This is a genomic window from Pedobacter gandavensis (genome assembly GCF_032678465.1).
Classification (GTDB): Bacteria; Bacteroidota; Bacteroidia; order Sphingobacteriales; family Sphingobacteriaceae; genus Pedobacter; species Pedobacter gandavensis_B.
The window spans coordinates 110,307-130,026 of the sequence record NZ_JAVTSK010000006.1; the positions used below are offsets into that span (position 1 = coordinate 110,307).

Sequence of the window (19,720 nt, forward strand, 5' to 3'; positions counted from 1 at the left end):
AGTTTTTACTGGGTATTGAGGTCTATTTCCAGTAAGACCATAAATTGATCCTCTTGTTTAGACGTATGGATAGCTGCCCGCTCTCCATACGTTGCTTTTAGACGCTTCTTTACGTTATCCAGGCCAATATGGTGACTAGGATGCGTTTGTTTTTTATTAATCAGGTTTTTGGTTTCCAGCTTTAACAATCCCTTTCTATACTTTAGGTCAAGATATGCAGGATAGGCTTCCTGTAACAAATCGCCATGTTTAAACATATTTTCAGCAAGCGTCATCACCAGAAGGGGGATGATTTCCAATTCGGCGACTTCTTCATCATAGTCCAGGCTGATGTAAAGCTCCTGATGTGACTTGATCTTATGCAGTTTAATGAGATTTTCCACTTGCTCCAGTTCTCCGATCAGAGGAGTATTGGAATGGCTGACTTCCTCAATCGAGAACCTCATCATTTCCGATAAAGCAAGAATGGCTTCAGCTGCCTCTGGGGTTGTTTTCCTGGTGCTTGTATAAATGAAATTTAAGGTGTTAAATAAGAAATGCGGATTGATTTGTGCTTTCAGGTGTGCGTGTTGGGATTTGATCAGATCGGCATATATTCTTTGATTTTCAATAATCACCAGTAACCGTTCTTTTTCCTTTTCCTCCACGAGTTTCCTTTCTTTAAAATAGCCCAGGATATAATAATAGGCACTTGAAAAAAGAATAAAATAAATGACGCGATAAGACATGCCAATGTAGGCATCAATGCCAAAGTAGGGTGGACTTTGAAAAGTCATATAGCCATTTCTATGAAGGAAACTTGTTAAATTTAAGGTAATGGTGATGTAGACGAAAACCTCGATGACAATAAACAAAGGTAGCCTCCAGAGTGCCTGAACGGTCTTCATCCTGGCCGCAGGCATAACGAAATGCGCATGAAAATAAAACAGGGTAATATTAAAAAAATAAAAGAAAGCGTAATTTCCAAAAGGAGCAAATTGTTTTCTTATAAGCCCCATGATTACTACCTCGTAAAAAATAAAGATAGACCAGCCAATGAAATGGATCTTGTAGTTACGTAAATAGTTAATCAGATCCGATGTAGTAATTTTCATTTTGTGTAAAAAAAAAAAGCGTTAACGTAATACTTTTCAGACAGGTTTGGGACTGCGCTAATTTTCATAAAAAAACACAGTTATGAAAAAAGAAATCATCTCATTCGACCTCAAAAAAAGTACTTTATTTGTATTTAAATCAAAAAAAGGTAAAACAAACATCCCAACTGTAACTGATCCTACAAATGGAACAGCAACCTCGCATACCTGCTCTATAATCCCGATGATCGCGGGGTAATTTTATGCATAACGATGAAATCTATTCAGATATACTTCGGTTAGATTTCATCGTTTTCTCAGCAAGGAACATCAGGAATTGCTTTTTATAGGTTGTTCCCAAAGGAATTTCCATCTTATTACTCATCACAATTGTATTCCCTTCTACTTTCTGAATGTAATTTACAGCAACAATAAAGGAGCGTTGAACGCGTACAAAATTGTGAATGTCCTGTAGCTTACACTCAAGCTCTTTCATCGTCAGATAAGCCACATGGGTCTCCGAACATGTATGGATTTTTACATAATTGTTCAGACCTTCAATTGTGATGATGTCTTTAATATTGATCTTCGTGTATTTCTGGATCTGATCTGTTTTGATGAAGAAAAAGTCGTCAGCAGGACTGGATGCTTTAACCGTGTTTTCCAGACTAAGGAGTCGCTTAACCATTAGAGCAAACTTACTCATTGAGATGGGCTTTAACAGATATTCATTGGCCTGCACTCCGAAAGCTTCATAGGCGTATTTGGAATGACCTGTAGTAATGATCAGGTATTTTGTTTTTGCCCTAATGGCCACAGAAAGATCTATACCTGATATTCCAGGCATATCCATGTCCATAAAGATAATGTCAATATGGTCATCCTCAGATATCTCCATTAAAGCTTGTAATGGATCTGTAAAATATTTTTGCAGATGCAAATTCGGCATGGTTTCGATATAATCTGCCAGGAGTTCTACCGCATGCTTCTCGTCGTCAATAATGACGCAGTTTAATTTTTTATCCATTGATCTCCTCCTATAATTCAAATACTTTTAATAAATCTAATCAAAAAATATTCACAACGTAAAAACTGCAATTGACGTAATACTTTTTTTTGTTTCATGAAATTTATTATGGATTTGTAAAGGTAAATCAAATTTGGGGATAAATCCATATTTTCAGCATAGGAGTGAAGGTTTATGTCAGGATTGATTGATTCATAAGGTCGGCAGACTGCTGATCAGTGATTAATTCATTGACCACAAAATTATACTCATTCACCACGTAGATCACCTATTTGGTGTAAAAGAATTCGCAGATCAAATTCACTTATCTACTTTTAGAGCATCCCCCCTATAAAACAAGATTCCTGGTGCATGGAGGTGCATCAGGGATTTTAAATCAAGAAATCTATACGCGCTCAAATTATAAGAAAAAGGGGGTCATTCCCCTTTCTAATGCGTCCAATGCCCAACTCTTCTATACTTCATTCTCCCTCTTTTTAAATCCCCAGCAACAGGAATTTTCTGCAATGAAATTTATGGCTTTTGCTATATTTGAGTTTAAATGTGGAATATGCAAAGTGAATTGTTTCAAATTAATGCAGAAATGCCATGGGAAGACCTTGGGAATGGAATACAAAGGCAGGTATTTGGCCATAATGACCAGATTATGCTAGTGAAAGCCAAATTTGAAGTAGGTGCTATTGGTACCTTACATGAGCACCACCATACGCAAGTAACTTATGTAGACAGTGGGATTTTTGAGATGACCATTGGAACAGAAAAAAGAATCATCCAGGAGGGGGATGGGTTTTATGTCCCACCGCATACAGTTCACGGATGTGTGTGTATTGCGGCAGGCATATTGATTGATGCTTTTAATCCAGCTCGGGAAGATTTTTTATAACAGAACTATCTACTGCCTTCATGTATTTATACAAATAGGCACAGGCGAGTAAAAGGCAGGTCAGGATGAACCAAAGTACGGTGTATCCATGATGCTCAGCGATGTAAAATCCTGCCGATGGGCCTACTACCTGTGCAATTGACCATACCAGCATATAGCCAGCAGCATATTGCCCTCTGTTAAACTCATTTGCCCTGCTCATCACAAAAGTGTTTACAAAAGGTAGGGCGAACATTTCACCAAATGTGAACAAAACAATGCACAGCAGTCCCAGTACCAGGGGCGAACCAAATGGCAACATTAATACCATAAAAGAAGCCGCAATCAGCAATACGCCTATGGTGATAAAAAATACGGATGACTTCTTTCCTTCAATTTTATGGATCATCACCATTTCAAAAAGGGCAATAATCACTCCGTTGAGCCCTAAAATCAAGCCAATCATAAATTCGTCAATTTTCCAGGATTCTTTAAAAAATACTGGAACTACTCTGAACATCAGGAAAAAGCAAATGATAAAAATGGTGCTCAACAGTAGAAATTTGATAAATAAGACATCTTCCCAGGGTTTACGCACCACAATGCCTTTTACCTTTTCCTTAATTGCCTTTCTATACCCTTTGATTTTTGGAAGGAACCATAAAATGCTGAAACCAGCAAAAATGCTCACTGCACCATCTACATAAAATAATAATTTGTAATCGTATGAGGCAATTAATCCACCCATACTCACCCCGAAGGCCCATCCTATATTTGTGGCCAGTCTGTTTAAAGAATAGGATCGGGTTTCCAGTCCAGGTTTGGCATAGGCCGCAATAGCAGCAAAGTTTGCCGGACGAAAAGCTTCCGCGAAGAAACTGATGACTACCGCCAGAATACAAAGCGTATGAAAATGGGTAATGCTGGCAAAAAACAAGAAGAAGCTGCCACCAATGATGGCGGAAAGGATCTGAACAGGTCTAAAGCCAAAAACATCAGTGAGTTTACCACCCGCTGCAGAACCCATAATCGAACCTACACCAAAAAGTGTAATGATCAGTCCTGCATCTGAAGCTGAATGGTGTAAAGATTGTGTAACGTATAGCCCCATAAATGGGACCGCCATATAACCACTACGATTAATGAGCATAACAATGCTTAGAATCCAGGTTTCCCGGCTCAATCCAGAGAACGATCGTTTGTAGTTCCCTGCAATATCTTGAAATAATGACATGTTAAATTTTTGCTGTAAGCTGCCTGATGTAATATTTCTGCCAAGATATTAAAAATGAATTGCCATTCTGGTAAAAGCGACTAACTTTAAAAAGTTCAAATAAAGAAATTATGGCAATTAACTTACGTAAAGGCGAAAAAATTAACATTGGTCTCAGCAGAATTAGTGTGGGCCTAGGTTGGGATCCTAATGAGGGGACAGGACATGACTTTGATTTAGATGCCTCAGCATTTATGGTGGATGGGAGCAGGATGATTCCTGCGGAGGAGTTTTTTGTGTTTTATGGGAATGAAAAATCACCTGATGGTGCATTGTTTCATACTGGCGATGATCCTACAGGAGGGAACAGTGCTACTGGTGATGATGAGATCGTTAAAGTAGACCTCTCTTTAGTAGATGAGCGGATTCAGGAAATCTTGTTTGTCGTGACGATACATGATGCACAACTTAGAAGACAGAACTTTGGACAGGTGCGCAGTTCTTATATCCGTATTGTAGACGACACCAATGGTGATGAAGTAGCTAAATATGAATTAGACGAAGATTTCTCTATTGAAACAGCTATTGAATTTGGCAGGATTTATAAAAGAAATGGAAGCTGGAAATTTGAAGCCTCCGGGAGAGGATATAAAGAAGACCTGGCCTTCTTTCTTGCAAAATATTATACAGGGGAAATTATCAAGTAAAATCCCCTGATTGATTTACCTTAAGCTGAGTGCGGTAGGTGGATCATTTATCGGGAGAAGGATGTGAAATATACTTCCTTTTCCTGGTTCACTTTTTACCTGTATCGTGCCACCAAGATCTTCTACCTGGGTTTTTACCATAAAAAGACCCATTCCTTTTCCATCTACAGAAATATCAAATCTCTTATAAAGTCCAAATAGCTGACTGCCATGTTTTTTAAGATCAATACCTTTTCCATTGTCTTCAAAAACAATATTCAAATGTTTTCCAGTCAGGTAAGTTCTAATGATCATTCTTGGAGAAAGCTGTTCCTGCCTGTATTTTATACTGTTCAGGATCAGGTTATAGAAAATGCTGTATAGATAACCACGGACGGTATATACTTTTTCCTCTTCGAGCTGATATTCAAAGGTCATATGCTCACTTACCACCAGGTTATTGATGCTGTCTTTAATTTCACCAATGAGTGTTTGAATGTCTACCAGTTCTTTCATCCGTTCAGGTGCATCTTTTTTAACCGTCAATACATAATTAAGATCTTTAATCACGGTATCCAGGTTTTTAATAGAGGTACGGAGCCCTTGCAATAAGTCGGAAACAGCAACCGGGTCTGATTCCACCTCAGTTAACAGGTCGCTTAAACCCATAATGTTGGCAACCGGAGCGCGTAAATTGTGTGAAACCACATAGGTGAATTGCTCCAGGTCCTTATTCCGGCGAATCAGCTCTGAAGTAGTTTCATTCTGTGCTTTTGCAATATTCTTTTGCTCAGTGATGTCTTTGATGGACAAAATGAATCCTCTATATTGATGCTCATTGTCGTTCACACCAATCCATTTTAAAGCGTACCATTTTTCTGAGCCGTCTTTTTCGATGACATTGGTTTCATAAGACATATTTTGTCCTTTGATCACATCCTCAACAATCCGTTGAAGTCTGGCTCTTTTATTTTTGGCAAAATAGTCCAGTATACTATTTCCCTCCAGTTCTTTAAAATGCCCTCGGAATTCCGCAATTTCTTTTGCCAGCTGGCTATAAGAAATAATTTTGAATTGCGGATCAACCAAAATGTAAGCGGCATCTGTATGGTTTAATAAAGTACGTAGATTGGCTTCTGATTTTTTTAAAGTATCTTCTGCAACTTTTATGGAAGTTACGTCTTGCAAAGTACCATAAAGTCGGGTTGTGATGCCTTCCTTATTGATTTCAATTCTATTTTCTCCCTGTAATATTTTAACTTCTCCAGCTTTATTTTTAATACGAAAGCTGGTTTTCATGTTTTTTCCTAACCGGATCAATTTATCTACTTCATGTTCTACTCGTAGTTTATCATCCGGGTGGATGAGCTGATCAAAATGTTCATTTGCAGGGACAAGAGATTCATCTGCCCAGTAAATTTCTTTTAGGCCGTCAGACCAGGTCAGTTCTTGCTTAATGAGGTCAAAATTCCAATTGCCAATCTGGGCCATTTTTTGTGCTTCCGAAAGGACGGCTTTGGCCTGTTTGATCTGATCTTCGGTTTCTTTCCATTGCGTGATGTCGCTGATCACACCTTCTACGGTATGAAGCTGTCCATTGATCAGATGAGGCACTGCTTTGATTTCAATCCATCGGATACTTTTGTCCTGACATATAATACGGTACTGGCTTTTTATTTTTTCACCTTTCTCGAGGATTTCTCCATCCCGATCAGCAATATAACGGTCTTCAGGAAGGATAACATCATACCATAGATTGGGATTTTGATGAAATTCATCTAAATTATAACCGTATATCCGGGAACAACCTGCCGACAATTTCAGGTATTTATTATTTTGAACGTCTTTAAGGTAAAACCCTTCATTTACGGCATCCAGTAGTTTTTCAATTTCATGACTCACCAGGTCCTTTTCTTTTCGGTATTGTACCTGTTCTGTAACATCAGATCCCAGAAGGACTAAGCCGGAAATTTGTCCGGCAGGATCTCGCAAAGCCTGTATGGTAAAGTTGAAATAGGCATCTTCTGATGAGTCGGTGCTTACTTCTTTGATAATAGCAGTTTTTCCTGTTTCATAAACCTCCTCTGCTTTTTCATGTAGAAAGGCGAATTTAGTACCTTCATAAGTCTCTTTTAAAGTTTTGTTTATCGCGGCTTTATTCCCGATATTTTGTTGAAAAAAAGTATTGATAAACGTAAAGATGTGATGCTTGCCCTCGAGAACCGCAATTGCGGTAGGAATTTCCTGAAGTAAGGTAAGGCCTTTTGAGTTTGTAGCTGAACGACGTTCTTTTATAGCCTTTAAAATAGCATTTGGTAATCTCATGAGCCGATCCTCCACCAGGTAATCAGCTGCTCCGGACTCTAATAGTTTAAGGGCCTCATTTTCAAATTCAGGTTTGACAATACAAATGAAAGCTGGCTGATCCTCAGCTTCCTTGACTATACTTAATGCCTGATGGCCAATGGAATTTGTACGCGCACAGAATGCGAGGACTATATCAGGAGCAAAATTCTTTAATGTAAGCTTAAAATCATTTAGCTCAGTTATGGTTAATTGTTGAAAGTTGAGTTCTGACTGATCTAAGATGCTGGTTATTAAATTACTATCATTAGCTGGATCTCCCAAAATAAGGATTCTCAGAATGTTTCTCATTAGTTAAACGTGTTTTTAGATGTAGGTAAAGGATAATATAGACAAAATTTTAAAATCCAAACCATTATTTTGAGAAAAAACAAAAAGCCTCCAGAGGAGGCTCTTTTTTGTTTTTAAATGCAGACCAGTTATGGCAATTGTTTAAAGATGTTTTGTACTACTTTAGGGATTTCGTTAATGGCTTTTTGTGGATCTGTTAATTCGCCTTCAGCCCAGCCTCTCCATATTACTTTTGAGCTACTGCGTTCAATGATATCGATCATCACATTACCTTCTTTAATTGGCATTTTTCTTTCCCTACTTCCAACATATACGGGGAAGGGATTATCATACACATAGAAGAATCTGGCCTTGCCTTTATAATAAGCCACTCTCGGACTAAGCATCGGTGGCTGATTGTAATAAATGGGCTCATCATAGATTTTCATGCTTTTATTCACAATAGCCGAATAACGGATCAATAGGTCTGGATTTCTATTGTCAAGCGTTAAACCTTTTTTAGTCAGCTCGGTTTCCGTGGTTTCTACAATTTTATCGGTTACAATGTCATTGTTATAAATATTATTGGTTTGTCCGTCTTCTGGGGGTAACCAGGCGTAGGTTTTAAAGTCGGTTCCAACAGGCTTGCTGCCAACTGCATAGTAGTTGTAGGGTGAACAAGCCGACAGCATTCCTGCCGCTACGAGTAGTAATAATAGTTGTTTTTTCATGGTAAACGTTTTTAGAATGGGGTAATTTTTATGTTTCTTTAAAAGGTAAAAATCAGTTGTAATAGATACAAAACCGATTTTTTAACCTAATAATAGTATTACAATAAAAGCTCAAAAATGTTTAGTCAATTTGAAAAAAAATATAATAACATCTAAAATTTATCGTTTTCAGCAATTAAAACTTAACACGTAATCCGATTCCAAGCTGGAATATATCTGCGAGTGTTAGGGCAGATGTATTTTGGATATAATTAACCAGGTAATAATCGTTGGTGTTAATTTCAGAATAAAGGCTGATGGCTTTTAATCCAGAATCTTTCCAGATCTTTTTTGTATTAATCTCTAGTTCATTTCCAATGGAAATGTGTGGCCTAAAGGCTTCAGACCAATAGTAGTAATTGTCCGGGAAAAGGTTTTCATTGAAACGCATAGACAATTTGGGATGTGAGGTATAGCTGATAAAGAAACCAGGATTAAAGGGATAGAATTTACCCCAGTCTTTCAGTTTCAGCTCATACACTTTATAAGCGAATTTTGTGGTAAATACATGGAGTTCGCCACCTTTGCTGGCAGGGACATATCCATAATTAAAATCCAGAATTCCTTTTTTATTCTTAAAAAGGTCATAACCAGCACCTACACTAAAATAGCCGATGCTTCCTGCAAATTGGACAATTGCATTATCGGGGACAAGAAAATTTAGCTTCTGGGCAAATGCTTTTCCAGAAAAAACACTGAGGAATAACACCAGGATGGAGGCGCGCTTAAAATGATATACGTTCAAAACTAAATTTATGATTAATGATTTCAACTAATAAAAACTCTTGATTGCCCATAGCACTGGTAATGACATATGGAATTCCTGAATGGTCAGGGAAATAGCTTTCAAAAGAATGGGTATGGGCATGTAATGAAGCCAGGAAACCCGGAGTTTGAGCAAAAGCACCGGTATAGGCTTTGACTAACTTCTGGTCAAAATCCGGGGATAGCGTAGGGACATGAGAAATCGCAATATAATTACTCAGGCCTGCTTCCGCCTGAAGTTCTTTGGTCAACCATGGAATGTTAGGAACCTGGCCGTTAAATTTATATTCCCTGCTGTTGGTGTCATGACAAATAAATTTTGTACCCCCATAGTTGAATGTATAGTTTAAAGCTCCAAACATGCGCTCAAAAACTTCCTTTCCGCGAGAGGTCAGGTCATGATTTCCAATCACGCCCATATAAGGAACATTTAATTTTGATAGACTTCTGGCAATCCATTCCATTTCCTTCAATACACCAAATTCGGTGAAGTCGCCTGCAATAAGGATAAAGTCAATTCCTTCCATTTGATTTGCTTTTTTGACAAAAGCTACAGTCTCATCTCTGGATCTTTGGGTATCTCCGGTTAAAATAAAGCGTACAGTATCATCGGTTTTACCTTCGCCGAGGCGTTTTAAGCTGCTGGCATTGATATCCTGGGGGGAGTTTCTGTCGAAAGTCTGATTTGGGCTATACTCAAAGCGATTACAGCCAAACAATCCGGCTGTAAAAACAAGCCCCAATAGTATAAATTTGTTCATGGGAATTTTTAATATTTCCGCAAACCTAAGCTTAAAAAAAAGAGTTTAAACATCTATTATTGCCTTGTGGCATTCCTATAACCATTAAATGGCATTAATTTAACATTTCTGTCAAACTTAGGATGGTTATATTTCCGGGAAAATATCAGAAAGAATCGTAACTGCCTGTGCTTCTATAGCTGTGGATTTAAATTTGGCAAGGGGGATGAATTTCCAGGTAATTTGCGCTGCTGCACCTACGTTTAGAATTTCGATGGCCTGATTCATTAAATGTTGTTCAAAGAAGGATTGTTTGCTGTAAGCCCAGGCTTTAGGATCCCCTAAATTTGCTGGCCAGGTATATAGTTTATGGGCTTCAATTGATTTTTCCCCGAGCATATGATCAGAGGTTTTGGCAAGCAGTGAGTGGATGTGGTATTCTTCAACGGAGACTTTCGAATCTGCTTCATCCTTGCTGATATGGATTGCAGTAGCACTAAATCCAGTCACCATGGTGTTCTGGCCTTCATGGGCCGAGGGTGTTCCAAAAAACAAATACAATCCTGTCCTTAATTGTTGAAGTGCTGCAGCCATAATGATTTTAAGACAAAGCTACATTTTATATCCTGTCGTTTTGAATAGTAATCTGGTTTTTAAATTAACGAAAAGGGGCCGGATTGCTCCAGCCCTTTTTAAACATACATTGTACTATTGCATAGGGATTACTGAATTATTTTACCATCAGCACCGATTTTGATTGCTGCAGTTTCTGCGTCTTTCTTAACTTCTATGTGGTAATATTGTGTTTTGTCAGCATTAGTCACCAGGAATGCTGCTGTTGGTGTCCATGCTTTAACAGGATCTGATTGTAAAGTAGTTTTAACGGCATCAGGAAGGTCTTTCAATTCCACAGGTACTTTTGTAGTGCTATCTTGCTGTACTGTAATAGTCGTTGTGTTTTTTACTTCTGATGCGTTTACTGCTGAAATTCCTGCGAAAGCTAAAAATGCTGCTGATAAAATGATCTTTTTCATATCTTATGTTTTACTGTTAAATATTCTTGTTAATTCTGATTAGTCTATGCTTCATAATGATGCCATAAGAAAATACTTTTTGTAAAACCATGATTTTCAGGTGTTTATTTTTATTCTTCGAAATTTAACTGTAGAGATGCTCCACACTTTGTGGTATAAAGAAGCGCTTTATCACTGAATAATGTTAATTATTTATGTTGCTGTCCTAAAATATAAATCTTGTTTAGCCATTTTTCACGTTGCGCAGCAGTTGAGGTTTTGACGATTCCAATGGTACTTACTTTTACAGGTGATACACCACAAAATTCTAAAGTGCTTTTTTTCAATTGTCTAATGCTGGGATTTCCATAAACAAGGCGGTAAAACCAGGAGGGTTGATCCATGGTGCTAATGATTCTGGCCGTTTTACCTTTTAAAAGTCTATCCCAGAAAATGGAATTCTCCCGATATTGAAAAGCAATACCAGGAAGAAATAGACGGTCGATAAATCCTTTCATCAGCGCAGGCAATCCTCCCCACCAAACTGGATGAATCCACACCAGGTGGTCTGCCGCTTTGATTTTTTCTAAACTTTTTAAAAGATCAGGTTCTAAATCTATTCTTTGCGTATACCCATAAGCGAGATTCGGATTAAACTGAAGATCTGAAATGTTGATCTGACTAATCAATGCCCCCCTTTCGACTGCCCCGGAGGAGTAAGCTTCCGCCAGTGCATGATTAAAACTGTCCCTATTGGGATGTCCGTTTATGATAAGTATTCTGGTCATTTTCTACAATTTTATGGTACAGCACAAAATTAGCAGAGCGGAGGAAGCAGGGACAGGACAAATGTCTAAAAAGAAATTTCTTTTCTAAGCCGGCTGAGGTGTCTGGAGGTAATTCCTAAATAGGAGGCAAGATATTGTAATGGAATCTGCTGAACGTAAACCGATTGGTTTTCCAATAGATCAAGATACCGAACTTTTGCTTTTACCTGCTGAAATTGAAAAACTCGTTTTTCTAATTCCAGGTATTGTTGCTCGGCGATGATTTTTAGGAACTTAGTCCAATTGGGATTGGTATTGGATAAATGATCCAGGTCTTTTTTTTGAATCACCAGTAAATCGACAGGAACCAAGGCCTGTATGTTTTCTATACTTGGTACACCAGTAATAAAAGAGGAGTAGGCAGTCATTAATGTACCCGGGAAGGTAATGCAATAAGTGGTTTCTATCCCGATTTCCGTACGATAAAAGGTACGTAAAATGCCCTTATTTAGGAAAGCTACTTCTTTACACGTTTTACCCTCCTGAATAAAATAAGATCCTTTCTCTAAAGTTTTAGGCCTCATTAACGCTATAACTTCATCTATTTCTGATGAATTGAAAAGTTGGAAAGAAGTTAAAAAATCACGAATCATCTGGCTAGTCCTTTATTTGTTCTTTGAGGGTGTTTTTCAAAGATATGATTTTATCAGACTGATGAAGGAATGGCCTTAAAATCCATAAGATATGTTTCTAACATAATCACTATATATTACCTGAATAATAAGGGTATAATAAGGGGTTGGTATGTAGTTGCCATGTATTTGAGATATTCTTGCTATGTAGTTGGTATATTCCTGAATATAGCAACTACATAGCAACTATATACCAACAACATAGCAACCCCTTATTATACCCTTACAATAGCCCTGGAATGTATCGGCTGTAATGCTAAAAGCCCCCCATTAAGTCCTTAAACTTTATGGGGGGCTTCATTATGAAACTTTTTTCGGAAATATAGTGCTTCAATTATTGTTTAACAGGTTTACCGTCTTTATCTAATTTTACTGCAGCGGTTTCATCACCTTTTTTAATTTCTATATGGTAATAACTGGTTTTATCTGCATTTGTCACCAGAAATGCTGCTGTTGGAGTCCATTGCTTTACAGGTTCTGTTTGCAAGGTGGCTTTAACAGGCTCAGGTAAGTCTGCCAGTTCAACTGGAACTTTAGTGGTGCTGTCTTGTTTAACTGTTATTGCTAAAGGTTCTTTTACTTCTGTTGCGTTTGCTGTTGTTAATCCTGCGAAAGCTAAAAATGCGGCTGATAAAATGATCTTTTTCATATTTCTTGTTTTTCAGTTAATATTCTAATTAATTACGTTTAGCATAGGTTTAATAATAATGCCGTAATTATAGTTTTTTGGCATATCGCTGTTTTACAGGGTGTTGACTGGATTGTCTTCTGTTTTTATTGTAGCGTAATTCCACAGTTTGTAGGAGAGTGCATCAATTTGGAAATACCTAAAGAAATTTTCTTGTTTTCATTATAAATAAACAGGCCTGCTTTTCTAAAAAAACAGGCCTGTTAACTTGAAATCTTAAGGAATAGTAATTGTTAATTCATATCTCTTACTACTTTTTTAGCGGTACCTCTTCCTGGAAGATAAATTTGGAAACCTACTCCTAAGCTCAGGGTATGGCTATAGGCACTACTACCAAAACCTACAATCCCATTGTATTTTAGAAGCCCCTCCAATCCGATTGAATTAGTAACGAAATAAGTGAAACCCGGACCAAAGCTAAAGCCAAGGCCATTTGTTGATCCACCAGATCCCGCAGGGTTAATTCCATTTACACCTACAGTAGCCTCGCCAAAGAACCGGGAGTTTTTAACCACTTCATTTGCGCCGGTCATTCCATAAAACCTTCCCAATGCACCAATGCCATAGGAAATGCTGGTTCCTGCGCCTTTTGCCGTGGCTAAACCGAAATTAACATCACCACCCAGTGCCAAACCATCCTGAATAAACCAGGCCGCTTTTGGATTGATGTTTAAACTAAAAAGATTGGGCTTGTCTATCCCAAATTTAAGATCGGAAATGTTGGCACCCATCATTACATTTCCTTTTTGTATCTGTGCAGATGCTCCATAAAGCATCCCGATACTTAAGCCAAGTGTCAAGCATAATTTTTTCATGATATACGGTTTAAATGTATTAGGGTAACAACTTATATCAATTTTGGTTTTTGTAAACTCATTATCACTTAGGGTTTTAATGTTATAGCCCCAGTATTATTCCCGGATTAAATTTTATTTGTTTGGCCGATTCATCCCTGCTATAAAGCGCTTCGCGAAATATCTTAGTACCTTTGCTGATAGAAATTAATGTTATTTTAATGAAATTATCCTTTGGAACGGTTATAAATGATCAGCCTAATTACTTTATTGAAAAGATCTGGAAAGGCTTAACAAATGTCTCTGTACACATGGAAAAGGAATACTATCGATATCTGCAACGTCATTTAGAAAAATTCGGCCGAAGTTGGGATGGTGATCAGTATACAGAATTCCTCGAGCCTAAAATACACACCATCCGTAAAGATACTGAAGATTTATGGCATCCTGGTATGGAGATCGTCATGGTTATTGATAAAGACGGAGCCGAAGAATTTCAATTCGCAGCCCCATTAACCTGTCAGTCTATTCAGAAAATTAGAATGGATCAGAATGGAAGAGGAGGTATCCAGATCCGAATTGATGACCGCCTCCTTTCGGAACCTGAAGGACATCAGTTTGCAGTTAATGATGGATTTCAAAACACAGAGGATCTATATGCTTATTTTAAACAGGATTTTGCAGGTAAACTCATTCACTGGACTTCATTTAGATATTAGTTCTTTATCATTATGATCGTTACTTATCAACTTGGTGATTTCCATTCTCCTTGTGCCATTCCAGGTCAGTTTATCATGGACAGATTTGAAAATATAGGCCGGCCGATAAATATGGCATGGCCTCATAAACATGATTTTTATGAAATCTTGTGGTTGGAAAAAGGACCTTCATTGCATACCATCGATCATCATTCCTTTGAATTGTCTTTTGATTCTATTTTTTTTATTGCCCCCGGACAAATTCATGAGCTCGAGCATGAGGGGAATTTAAGAGGTTATAGCATTATGTTCAGTCCGGGATTTCTGGCTTTGTCTGATGCAGGGCATGAGCTGTTTTCGGGCTTGTCATTTATGGAGGATACCTATGCTCATCCCGCCTTAAAATTGCTTTCAAAAGATAAGGAAGAACTTTTTAATTCCCTGAATAGCTTACATGCAGAAGCGGCAAGAATGGATCGTTCTGCAAATATCATCAGGCATTTACTACTTGCATTTCTCTTTCAGATCAAAAGGATCATTCCTGAAAAACCGCAGTCAGTGAAAGATAACTTTCAGGTAATTACTTTTAAAAAGTTCAAGGTACTATTGGAACGACATTTTAAGCAGGAAACAAGACTTCCTTTTTACGCAGATGCCTTGTTCATCACTACAGCACAGCTCAATGAAGTGCTGAAAAATGTGGCCGGTAAAACTGTTGGAGAGAGCATCAGGGAAAGATTACTATTAGAAGCGAAAAGAATGCTGCTCCATGGGCATCTGAGTGTTGGGCAGATCGCCGCTGAACTTGGATTTACTGATTTTTCTTATTTCTCCCGACAATTTAAGAAGCAGGAAGGCTTGAGCCCGGCAGCTTTTCGGAAAACAAAACAGCTCATGTTGCACTAATGAAAGTGCGAAATACCTGCACATAAAAGTACCAATAATGCCGGGCTTTATCCTAAAATTAAAAATCAATTTGAGATACCTTTGTGCACTGTTAATTATTAAAAAGAGTTCATGCAAATGAGATTGAATACCATTCCTGAAGCAATTGATGCCTTGAAATCGGGTAAAGTTATCATTGTAGTAGATGATGAAAACAGGGAAAATGAAGGTGATTTCATTACCACTGCCGAAAATGCGAGTCCGGAGGTCATTAACTTTATGGTGACCCATGGTCGGGGTTTGGTTTGTGCACCCTTAACGGCTCAGCGATGCGAAAAACTTGATCTGCACCAAATGGTAGTGAAGAATACAGCGGCATACGAAACCAGTTTTACGGTCTCCGTAGATTTGCTTGGGGCTGGTTGTAGTACGGGAATTTCTGCCTCAGACCGATCCAAAACCATTCGCTCCCTGATAGATGATAAAACTAATGGTTTTGATCTTGGCCGTCCGGGACATATTTTCCCGCTTCGTGCACATCCAGGTGGAGTATTGGCTAGACCTGGTCATACAGAAGCAACTGTAGATCTGGCGCGTCTGGCTGGAAAGGCTCCTGCCGGAGTATTGGTGGAAATTTTAAATGAGGATGGAGAAATGGCCCGTTTACCTGATTTAATGAAGATCGCTGAAAAGCATCAATTGAAAATAATTTCTATTGAAGACTTAATGGTATATCTGGAAAAACAGAATTAAGGCTGATGGCTTTGATCTGCTAATCTTTTGATCATTGCAGAACTTTGTTCCCGTCCGTGTTCCAGTCTATCTTTGAAAAAGAGTTTGGTCTGATCAAAATGCTGTTTGTAACCCGCTATATCGCCGTAGCCAATAATTGATGCCCATTCCCGTACTGCAGAATGAAACTCCAGATCGTCTGCACGTATACTTTTATCAAATAAAGCGGCGCTGATGGATTCTTCCAGTAGTTCTTCGTTCCGAAACAGGTATTCTACAATTCCAAGGCGCAATCTGAAGGGTGGGGTTTGGCAAATCAGATTGTCGTAAGGGTTGGTTTGTAAATGGTACCAGGAATCCGCCATGCTCAATAAGCTGAGATGGGAATTCGCTTTTCTAACACCCGGTTTGGCAGAAAGGGAGAACTCCTGCATGATCTGATCATCCAGTAGCAAAGGCTTTCTACTTTCATGGAAAACAAAATCCCGGACTTTATAAAGTCGGGTTCTGAAAGCCTGTTCTTCCTCCATAATCATCATTTTGAAGAGTTCAGACTCTGATTGTGCATAGCGTTTTACCTGCTGACGGGCGAAGGGATTTAAAATGGCTAAACCAGCATAAATATGTGCTTTATAGCTAAAAATTCTTAAAGTAGTGAGGATCTTCACATTGTCGACTCCGCCCAGATAAGAAGCATTTTCCCAGGGAAAGAAGCCAGCGGATGCCCAGGCTGTCCCCATACTTTCAAAACCAACATGGGTAGCAGCCTGTGTATCGGCAACAATGCGGTCGTGGTCTTTATAATCCTTCATTTCCACCATCTCGGATCCTAAACAAGAGAGTAGGTCAGTCATGCGCTGATATGCAGCTCCGTCAGTTCTATGAGGAATCACGATCATTTTTTGTCCTGCAGGATCAAAGCCTGGACCATGTAAAGAATGACAAGTGATGATGTGGACATCTCTTGGCAAGTGCTTTTCAAAAGCCATAATTTCAGGATATTTTACTGAAGTCTGTCCAGCTACAATAGCTCCATATTTGGTAGAGCTACCATACCGTTCCAATACTTCTTCAATCTTTTCAGACTCTACTGCGTAGAAAATAACATCGCAAATGCGTGAAACCTCCTTGCCATCATAAAGTATGGCGATGCCTAAAGGGCTTAATTCTTCTTCCAGTTGGGAGCGCATTTGCGGAAGATCTGAGCCATAAACGGAATAACCTGCCTTAGCAAAGCGCTTGGCGTATAATTTCCCCATATCACCCAGACCAATGATGCCTACATTCATAATACCTGTTCTAATTGCAAATAAGGGAAATAACGTTTAATTACAAAATGATCAGCGTCACATTGTCGGGAGGCTTTCATTAATAAACGACCACCTCATCCGTAAACATGAAGCCTTTTTTCTCATTCTTTGCGGTAATTCTGATGTATCGTGCAGTGTTTCCTTTAAGGTCAAAAACAAATGTTTTAAATCTTAGGGCAGCATCTGTATAAGGCACATCATTATTTACCTGTGCGAATGGTTTGAAATTGATGCCATCGTTGGAAAGTGCGATTTTAACGTTTGCAGGCATATAGACACCAGGACCGATCAATTGCATGTACCTCATTTTCAACTGCTGCAATGCCTCCTGGTTTTCCATGTCAATTGTGATGTCCAGATCACCAAGGAAACCCTGCCATTGTCCGTCACCATAGGTGAGGTCTCCGGTTTGGCCATTCACAAGACTCAGCTCTTTTTGTGCCGGGTAATTGCTGCTGTACTGATGGTTATAAATTACTTTTTTCCCGATCGCTTTATGAAGGTCGATCTCTAATTCCTGTATTTTTCCTGCAGGAACCTGCTCTTTGAAAATTACAGCTTTTACAATGCCGGTTTGTGTTAAACTAATGCCATGAGTATACAAGGGAGATTGAACGCTTGGCGTACTTCCATCTGTAGTATACCTGATTTCTGGTTGAAATTGTTCAGAATTGATGGTCAGCTCAGCGACTTTATTGGCCATGTTAAATTTTGAAAGAATACTCAGTTCATTAGATGGTGGATAATAATTTACGTTAAATTGTTGTAGTAAACGGTAGTGTTTTTGCAGGCGAAACTGAAAGTCTTCCCAATTTTTGCCCGCCACTGGCGTCCATGCTACCTCAGAAAGGGCAATTGCTCTGGGGAAAACCATATAATCAACCTGATTTGAAGTATTCATATATTCAGCCCAAACATTGGCCTGAACGCCCAATACATGTTTTTGTTTTGCGGGATCAATCTCAGCCGGAATCGGTTGGTAGCTATAAACCTTTTTTAGGGGCAAATATCCGCCAATGGCTTCCGGCTGACCGATCGGGTTCGTTTGATAGGAATCCAGGTAAAGGTGTGAGCCTGGTGTCATGATCACATCATGTCCTGAGTTAGCCGCTTCAATTCCACCTTTTTCGCCACGCCAACTCATTACTGTCGCATCTGGTGCCAATCCTCCTTCTAAAATCTCATCCCAGCCAATCAATTTTCTTCCTTTACCGGTCAGGTAGGTTTCCATTCTTTTTATCGCATAACTTTGCAAACCATGTTCGTCTTTCAGATCCTGATCTTTAATGAGCTTCTGACATTTCGGACATTGCTTCCAGGCGGTTTTATCTGCCTCATCCCCACCAATGTGTATGTATCTGGAAGGGAATATTTCCAGGACTTCATCCAGTACATTTTGAAGAAAAGTAAAGGTATCCTCATTTCCGATACAGAATTCGGAGTTTTTATAAGGCAAACCATAACAAGAAAGGTGAGGATAGGCGGCCAGTACTTCTTCACTATGTGCTGGCATTTCAATTTCAGGAATAATGGTAATTCCTCTTTTATTTGCATAGCTGATCAGGTCTTTGGCTTGTTCGGCAGTATAGAAACCACCAAAAGCAGCCGGACTTCCCATTTCTGAATATTTTCGGCCATTGTTCCACCATTGTTTCCAGCTGGCGTCGGTTCTCCAGGCTGCGAATCGGGTAAGCTCCGGGTATTTTTTTATTTCTAATCGCCATCCGGCACCATCTGTAAGGTGCCAGTGAAAGGTGTTTAATTTATATAGAGATAGGAGATCAATGTATTTTTTTAAAAAGGTAATTGGTAAAAAATGTCGGGATACATCGAGCATTAGTCCGCGGTAACCAAAAGCAGGCTGATCTTCGATCCATACCGCAGGTAAGGTTTTGCTATCGTTTCTGGTATAAGCAATCTGACGTAAAGTAGAAATACCATGAAGTGCAGCCTGGACTTGATGTGCTGTAATTACAATTCTGTCTTTCGTGATTTCCAGGCGATAAGCATTTTGCGCAAGCGGATCTGATTCAGGTGCTTTAATTAAGATAATTCCTTGCTTTGGCAGTTGTCTCGTATTTTTTAGTGCTTTAACCTGATCAAATTTCAGGTAAGGATGTTCCTGTAACAATTGTGCGGCATCTTTAAAATCAGCACTGGCAAAAACTTCGGTTTGAGCAGGATATATATAATGCCCGGCTTTTGCAATTTGAACAGTAGGCTTAGGGATGATGTATAAAGAGTCTTGTGCAAGTGTAATTTCTGGGTTTAAACATAATGTTGCAGCAAAAGAAAGGGCTGCCACCCATTTAAAAGATGTATTCATGAAGCTTTGGTTTCAGGTTTGTGTAAATCAAATCTACACATTATA

The 19,720-nt window shown here is 38.8% G+C and carries 20 protein-coding genes and 1 pseudogene; 6 read left to right on the forward strand and 15 right to left on the reverse strand.

Translation table 11 applies throughout. The annotated features are described in order from the left end of the window. Positions 1-5: 5 nt before the first annotated feature. Positions 6-1,094 (reverse strand): sensor histidine kinase, encoded by a 1,089-nt coding sequence (locus R2Q94_RS12575; RefSeq protein ID WP_316821814.1) that lies wholly within the window; start codon positions 1,092-1,094, stop codon positions 6-8. 82 nt (positions 1,095-1,176) lie between these two features. Here R2Q94_RS12575 and R2Q94_RS12580 point away from each other — a divergent pair, with 82 nt between their 5' ends. Then, complete coding sequence (locus R2Q94_RS12580) at positions 1,177-1,332, forward strand: hypothetical protein (protein ID WP_316821815.1); 156 nt, start codon at positions 1,177-1,179, stop codon at positions 1,330-1,332. Positions 1,333-1,353: 21 nt separating this feature from the next. Here the strand turns inward: R2Q94_RS12580 and R2Q94_RS12585 are convergent, their stop codons facing one another. Next, positions 1,354-2,100 carry a LytTR family DNA-binding domain-containing protein gene (locus R2Q94_RS12585; RefSeq protein WP_316821816.1) on the reverse strand — a complete coding sequence of 249 codons (747 nt, stop codon included), beginning with the start codon at positions 2,098-2,100 and terminating at the stop codon, positions 1,354-1,356. A 550-nt stretch (positions 2,101-2,650) separates the two neighbouring features. On the opposite strand from R2Q94_RS12585, the gene R2Q94_RS12590 reads away from it, so the two are divergent. Then, on the forward strand, positions 2,651-2,983 hold the full coding sequence (locus R2Q94_RS12590) for a cupin domain-containing protein (RefSeq protein ID WP_316821817.1): 333 nt from the start codon (positions 2,651-2,653) through the stop codon (positions 2,981-2,983). On the opposite strand, the gene R2Q94_RS12595 is transcribed toward R2Q94_RS12590, so the two are convergent. Continuing rightward, a complete protein-coding gene (locus R2Q94_RS12595; RefSeq protein ID WP_316821818.1) occupies positions 2,955-4,196 on the reverse strand; it encodes an MFS transporter in 1,242 nt (413 codons plus the stop codon). The genes R2Q94_RS12590 and R2Q94_RS12595 overlap by 29 nt on opposite strands. Before the next feature lie 110 nt (positions 4,197-4,306). On the opposite strand from R2Q94_RS12595, the gene R2Q94_RS12600 reads away from it, so the two are divergent. Further along, positions 4,307-4,882: a TerD family protein gene (locus R2Q94_RS12600; protein ID WP_316821819.1), complete on the forward strand. Its 576-nt coding sequence runs from the start codon at positions 4,307-4,309 to the stop codon at positions 4,880-4,882. Between the two features lie 15 nt (positions 4,883-4,897). On the opposite strand, the gene R2Q94_RS12605 is transcribed toward R2Q94_RS12600, so the two are convergent. The 10 genes from R2Q94_RS12605 to R2Q94_RS12650 form a co-directional block, all read right to left on the reverse strand. Next, complete coding sequence (locus R2Q94_RS12605; RefSeq protein ID WP_316821820.1) at positions 4,898-7,516, reverse strand: PAS domain-containing protein; 2,619 nt, start codon at positions 7,514-7,516, stop codon at positions 4,898-4,900. 128 nt (positions 7,517-7,644) lie between these two features. After that, positions 7,645-8,226, reverse strand: a complete 582-nt coding sequence (locus R2Q94_RS12610; RefSeq protein ID WP_316821821.1) for a DUF4136 domain-containing protein — start codon at positions 8,224-8,226, stop codon at positions 7,645-7,647. Between the two features lie 175 nt (positions 8,227-8,401). Further along, positions 8,402-9,010 (reverse strand): hypothetical protein, encoded by a 609-nt coding sequence (locus R2Q94_RS12615; RefSeq protein ID WP_316821822.1) that lies wholly within the window; start codon positions 9,008-9,010, stop codon positions 8,402-8,404. Next, the gene (locus tag R2Q94_RS12620; protein WP_316821823.1) at positions 8,991-9,791 is read right to left on the reverse strand and encodes a metallophosphoesterase; all 801 of its coding nucleotides are present in this window, start codon (positions 9,789-9,791) and stop codon (positions 8,991-8,993) included. The genes R2Q94_RS12615 and R2Q94_RS12620 overlap by 20 nt, the downstream gene beginning before the upstream one ends. 126 nt (positions 9,792-9,917) lie before the next feature. Further along, positions 9,918-10,364 carry a hypothetical protein gene (locus R2Q94_RS12625; protein ID WP_316821824.1) on the reverse strand — a complete coding sequence of 149 codons (447 nt, stop codon included), beginning with the start codon at positions 10,362-10,364 and terminating at the stop codon, positions 9,918-9,920. A 128-nt stretch (positions 10,365-10,492) separates the two neighbouring features. Continuing rightward, the gene (locus R2Q94_RS12630; protein WP_316821825.1) at positions 10,493-10,804 is read right to left on the reverse strand and encodes a hypothetical protein; all 312 of its coding nucleotides are present in this window, start codon (positions 10,802-10,804) and stop codon (positions 10,493-10,495) included. Between the two features lie 188 nt (positions 10,805-10,992). Continuing rightward, positions 10,993-11,571: an NAD(P)H-dependent oxidoreductase gene (locus tag R2Q94_RS12635; RefSeq protein WP_316821826.1), complete on the reverse strand. Its 579-nt coding sequence runs from the start codon at positions 11,569-11,571 to the stop codon at positions 10,993-10,995. A 65-nt stretch (positions 11,572-11,636) separates the two neighbouring features. Then, entirely contained in the window at positions 11,637-12,203 is a 567-nt protein-coding gene (locus R2Q94_RS12640; RefSeq protein ID WP_316821827.1) for a Crp/Fnr family transcriptional regulator, read from the reverse strand. 373 nt (positions 12,204-12,576) lie between these two features. Next, on the reverse strand, positions 12,577-12,891 hold the full coding sequence (locus R2Q94_RS12645) for a hypothetical protein (RefSeq protein ID WP_316821828.1): 315 nt from the start codon (positions 12,889-12,891) through the stop codon (positions 12,577-12,579). Between the two features lie 272 nt (positions 12,892-13,163). Continuing rightward, positions 13,164-13,745, reverse strand: coding sequence for a hypothetical protein (locus R2Q94_RS12650; RefSeq protein ID WP_316821829.1), 582 nt, complete (start codon positions 13,743-13,745; stop codon positions 13,164-13,166). 200 nt (positions 13,746-13,945) lie between these two features. On the opposite strand from R2Q94_RS12650, the gene R2Q94_RS12655 reads away from it, so the two are divergent. The 3 genes and pseudogenes from R2Q94_RS12655 to ribB form a co-directional block, all read left to right on the forward strand. Further along, complete coding sequence (locus R2Q94_RS12655) at positions 13,946-14,443, forward strand: hypothetical protein (RefSeq protein ID WP_316821830.1); 498 nt, start codon at positions 13,946-13,948, stop codon at positions 14,441-14,443. Between the two features lie 12 nt (positions 14,444-14,455). Next, positions 14,456-15,328, forward strand: coding sequence for a helix-turn-helix transcriptional regulator (locus tag R2Q94_RS12660; protein WP_316821831.1), 873 nt, complete (start codon positions 14,456-14,458; stop codon positions 15,326-15,328). Positions 15,329-15,439: 111 nt separating this feature from the next. Further along, positions 15,440-16,042, forward strand: a pseudogene (ribB, locus tag R2Q94_RS12665) (3,4-dihydroxy-2-butanone-4-phosphate synthase); the annotation flags it as partial. A 14-nt stretch (positions 16,043-16,056) separates the two neighbouring features. On the opposite strand, the gene R2Q94_RS12670 reads toward ribB, so the two are convergent. Further along, entirely contained in the window at positions 16,057-17,328 is a 1,272-nt protein-coding gene (locus R2Q94_RS12670; protein ID WP_316821832.1) for a prephenate dehydrogenase, read from the reverse strand. 79 nt (positions 17,329-17,407) lie between these two features. Further along, on the reverse strand, positions 17,408-19,675 hold the full coding sequence (locus R2Q94_RS12675; RefSeq protein ID WP_316821833.1) for a family 20 glycosylhydrolase: 2,268 nt from the start codon (positions 19,673-19,675) through the stop codon (positions 17,408-17,410). Positions 19,676-19,720: the final 45 nt, after the last annotated feature.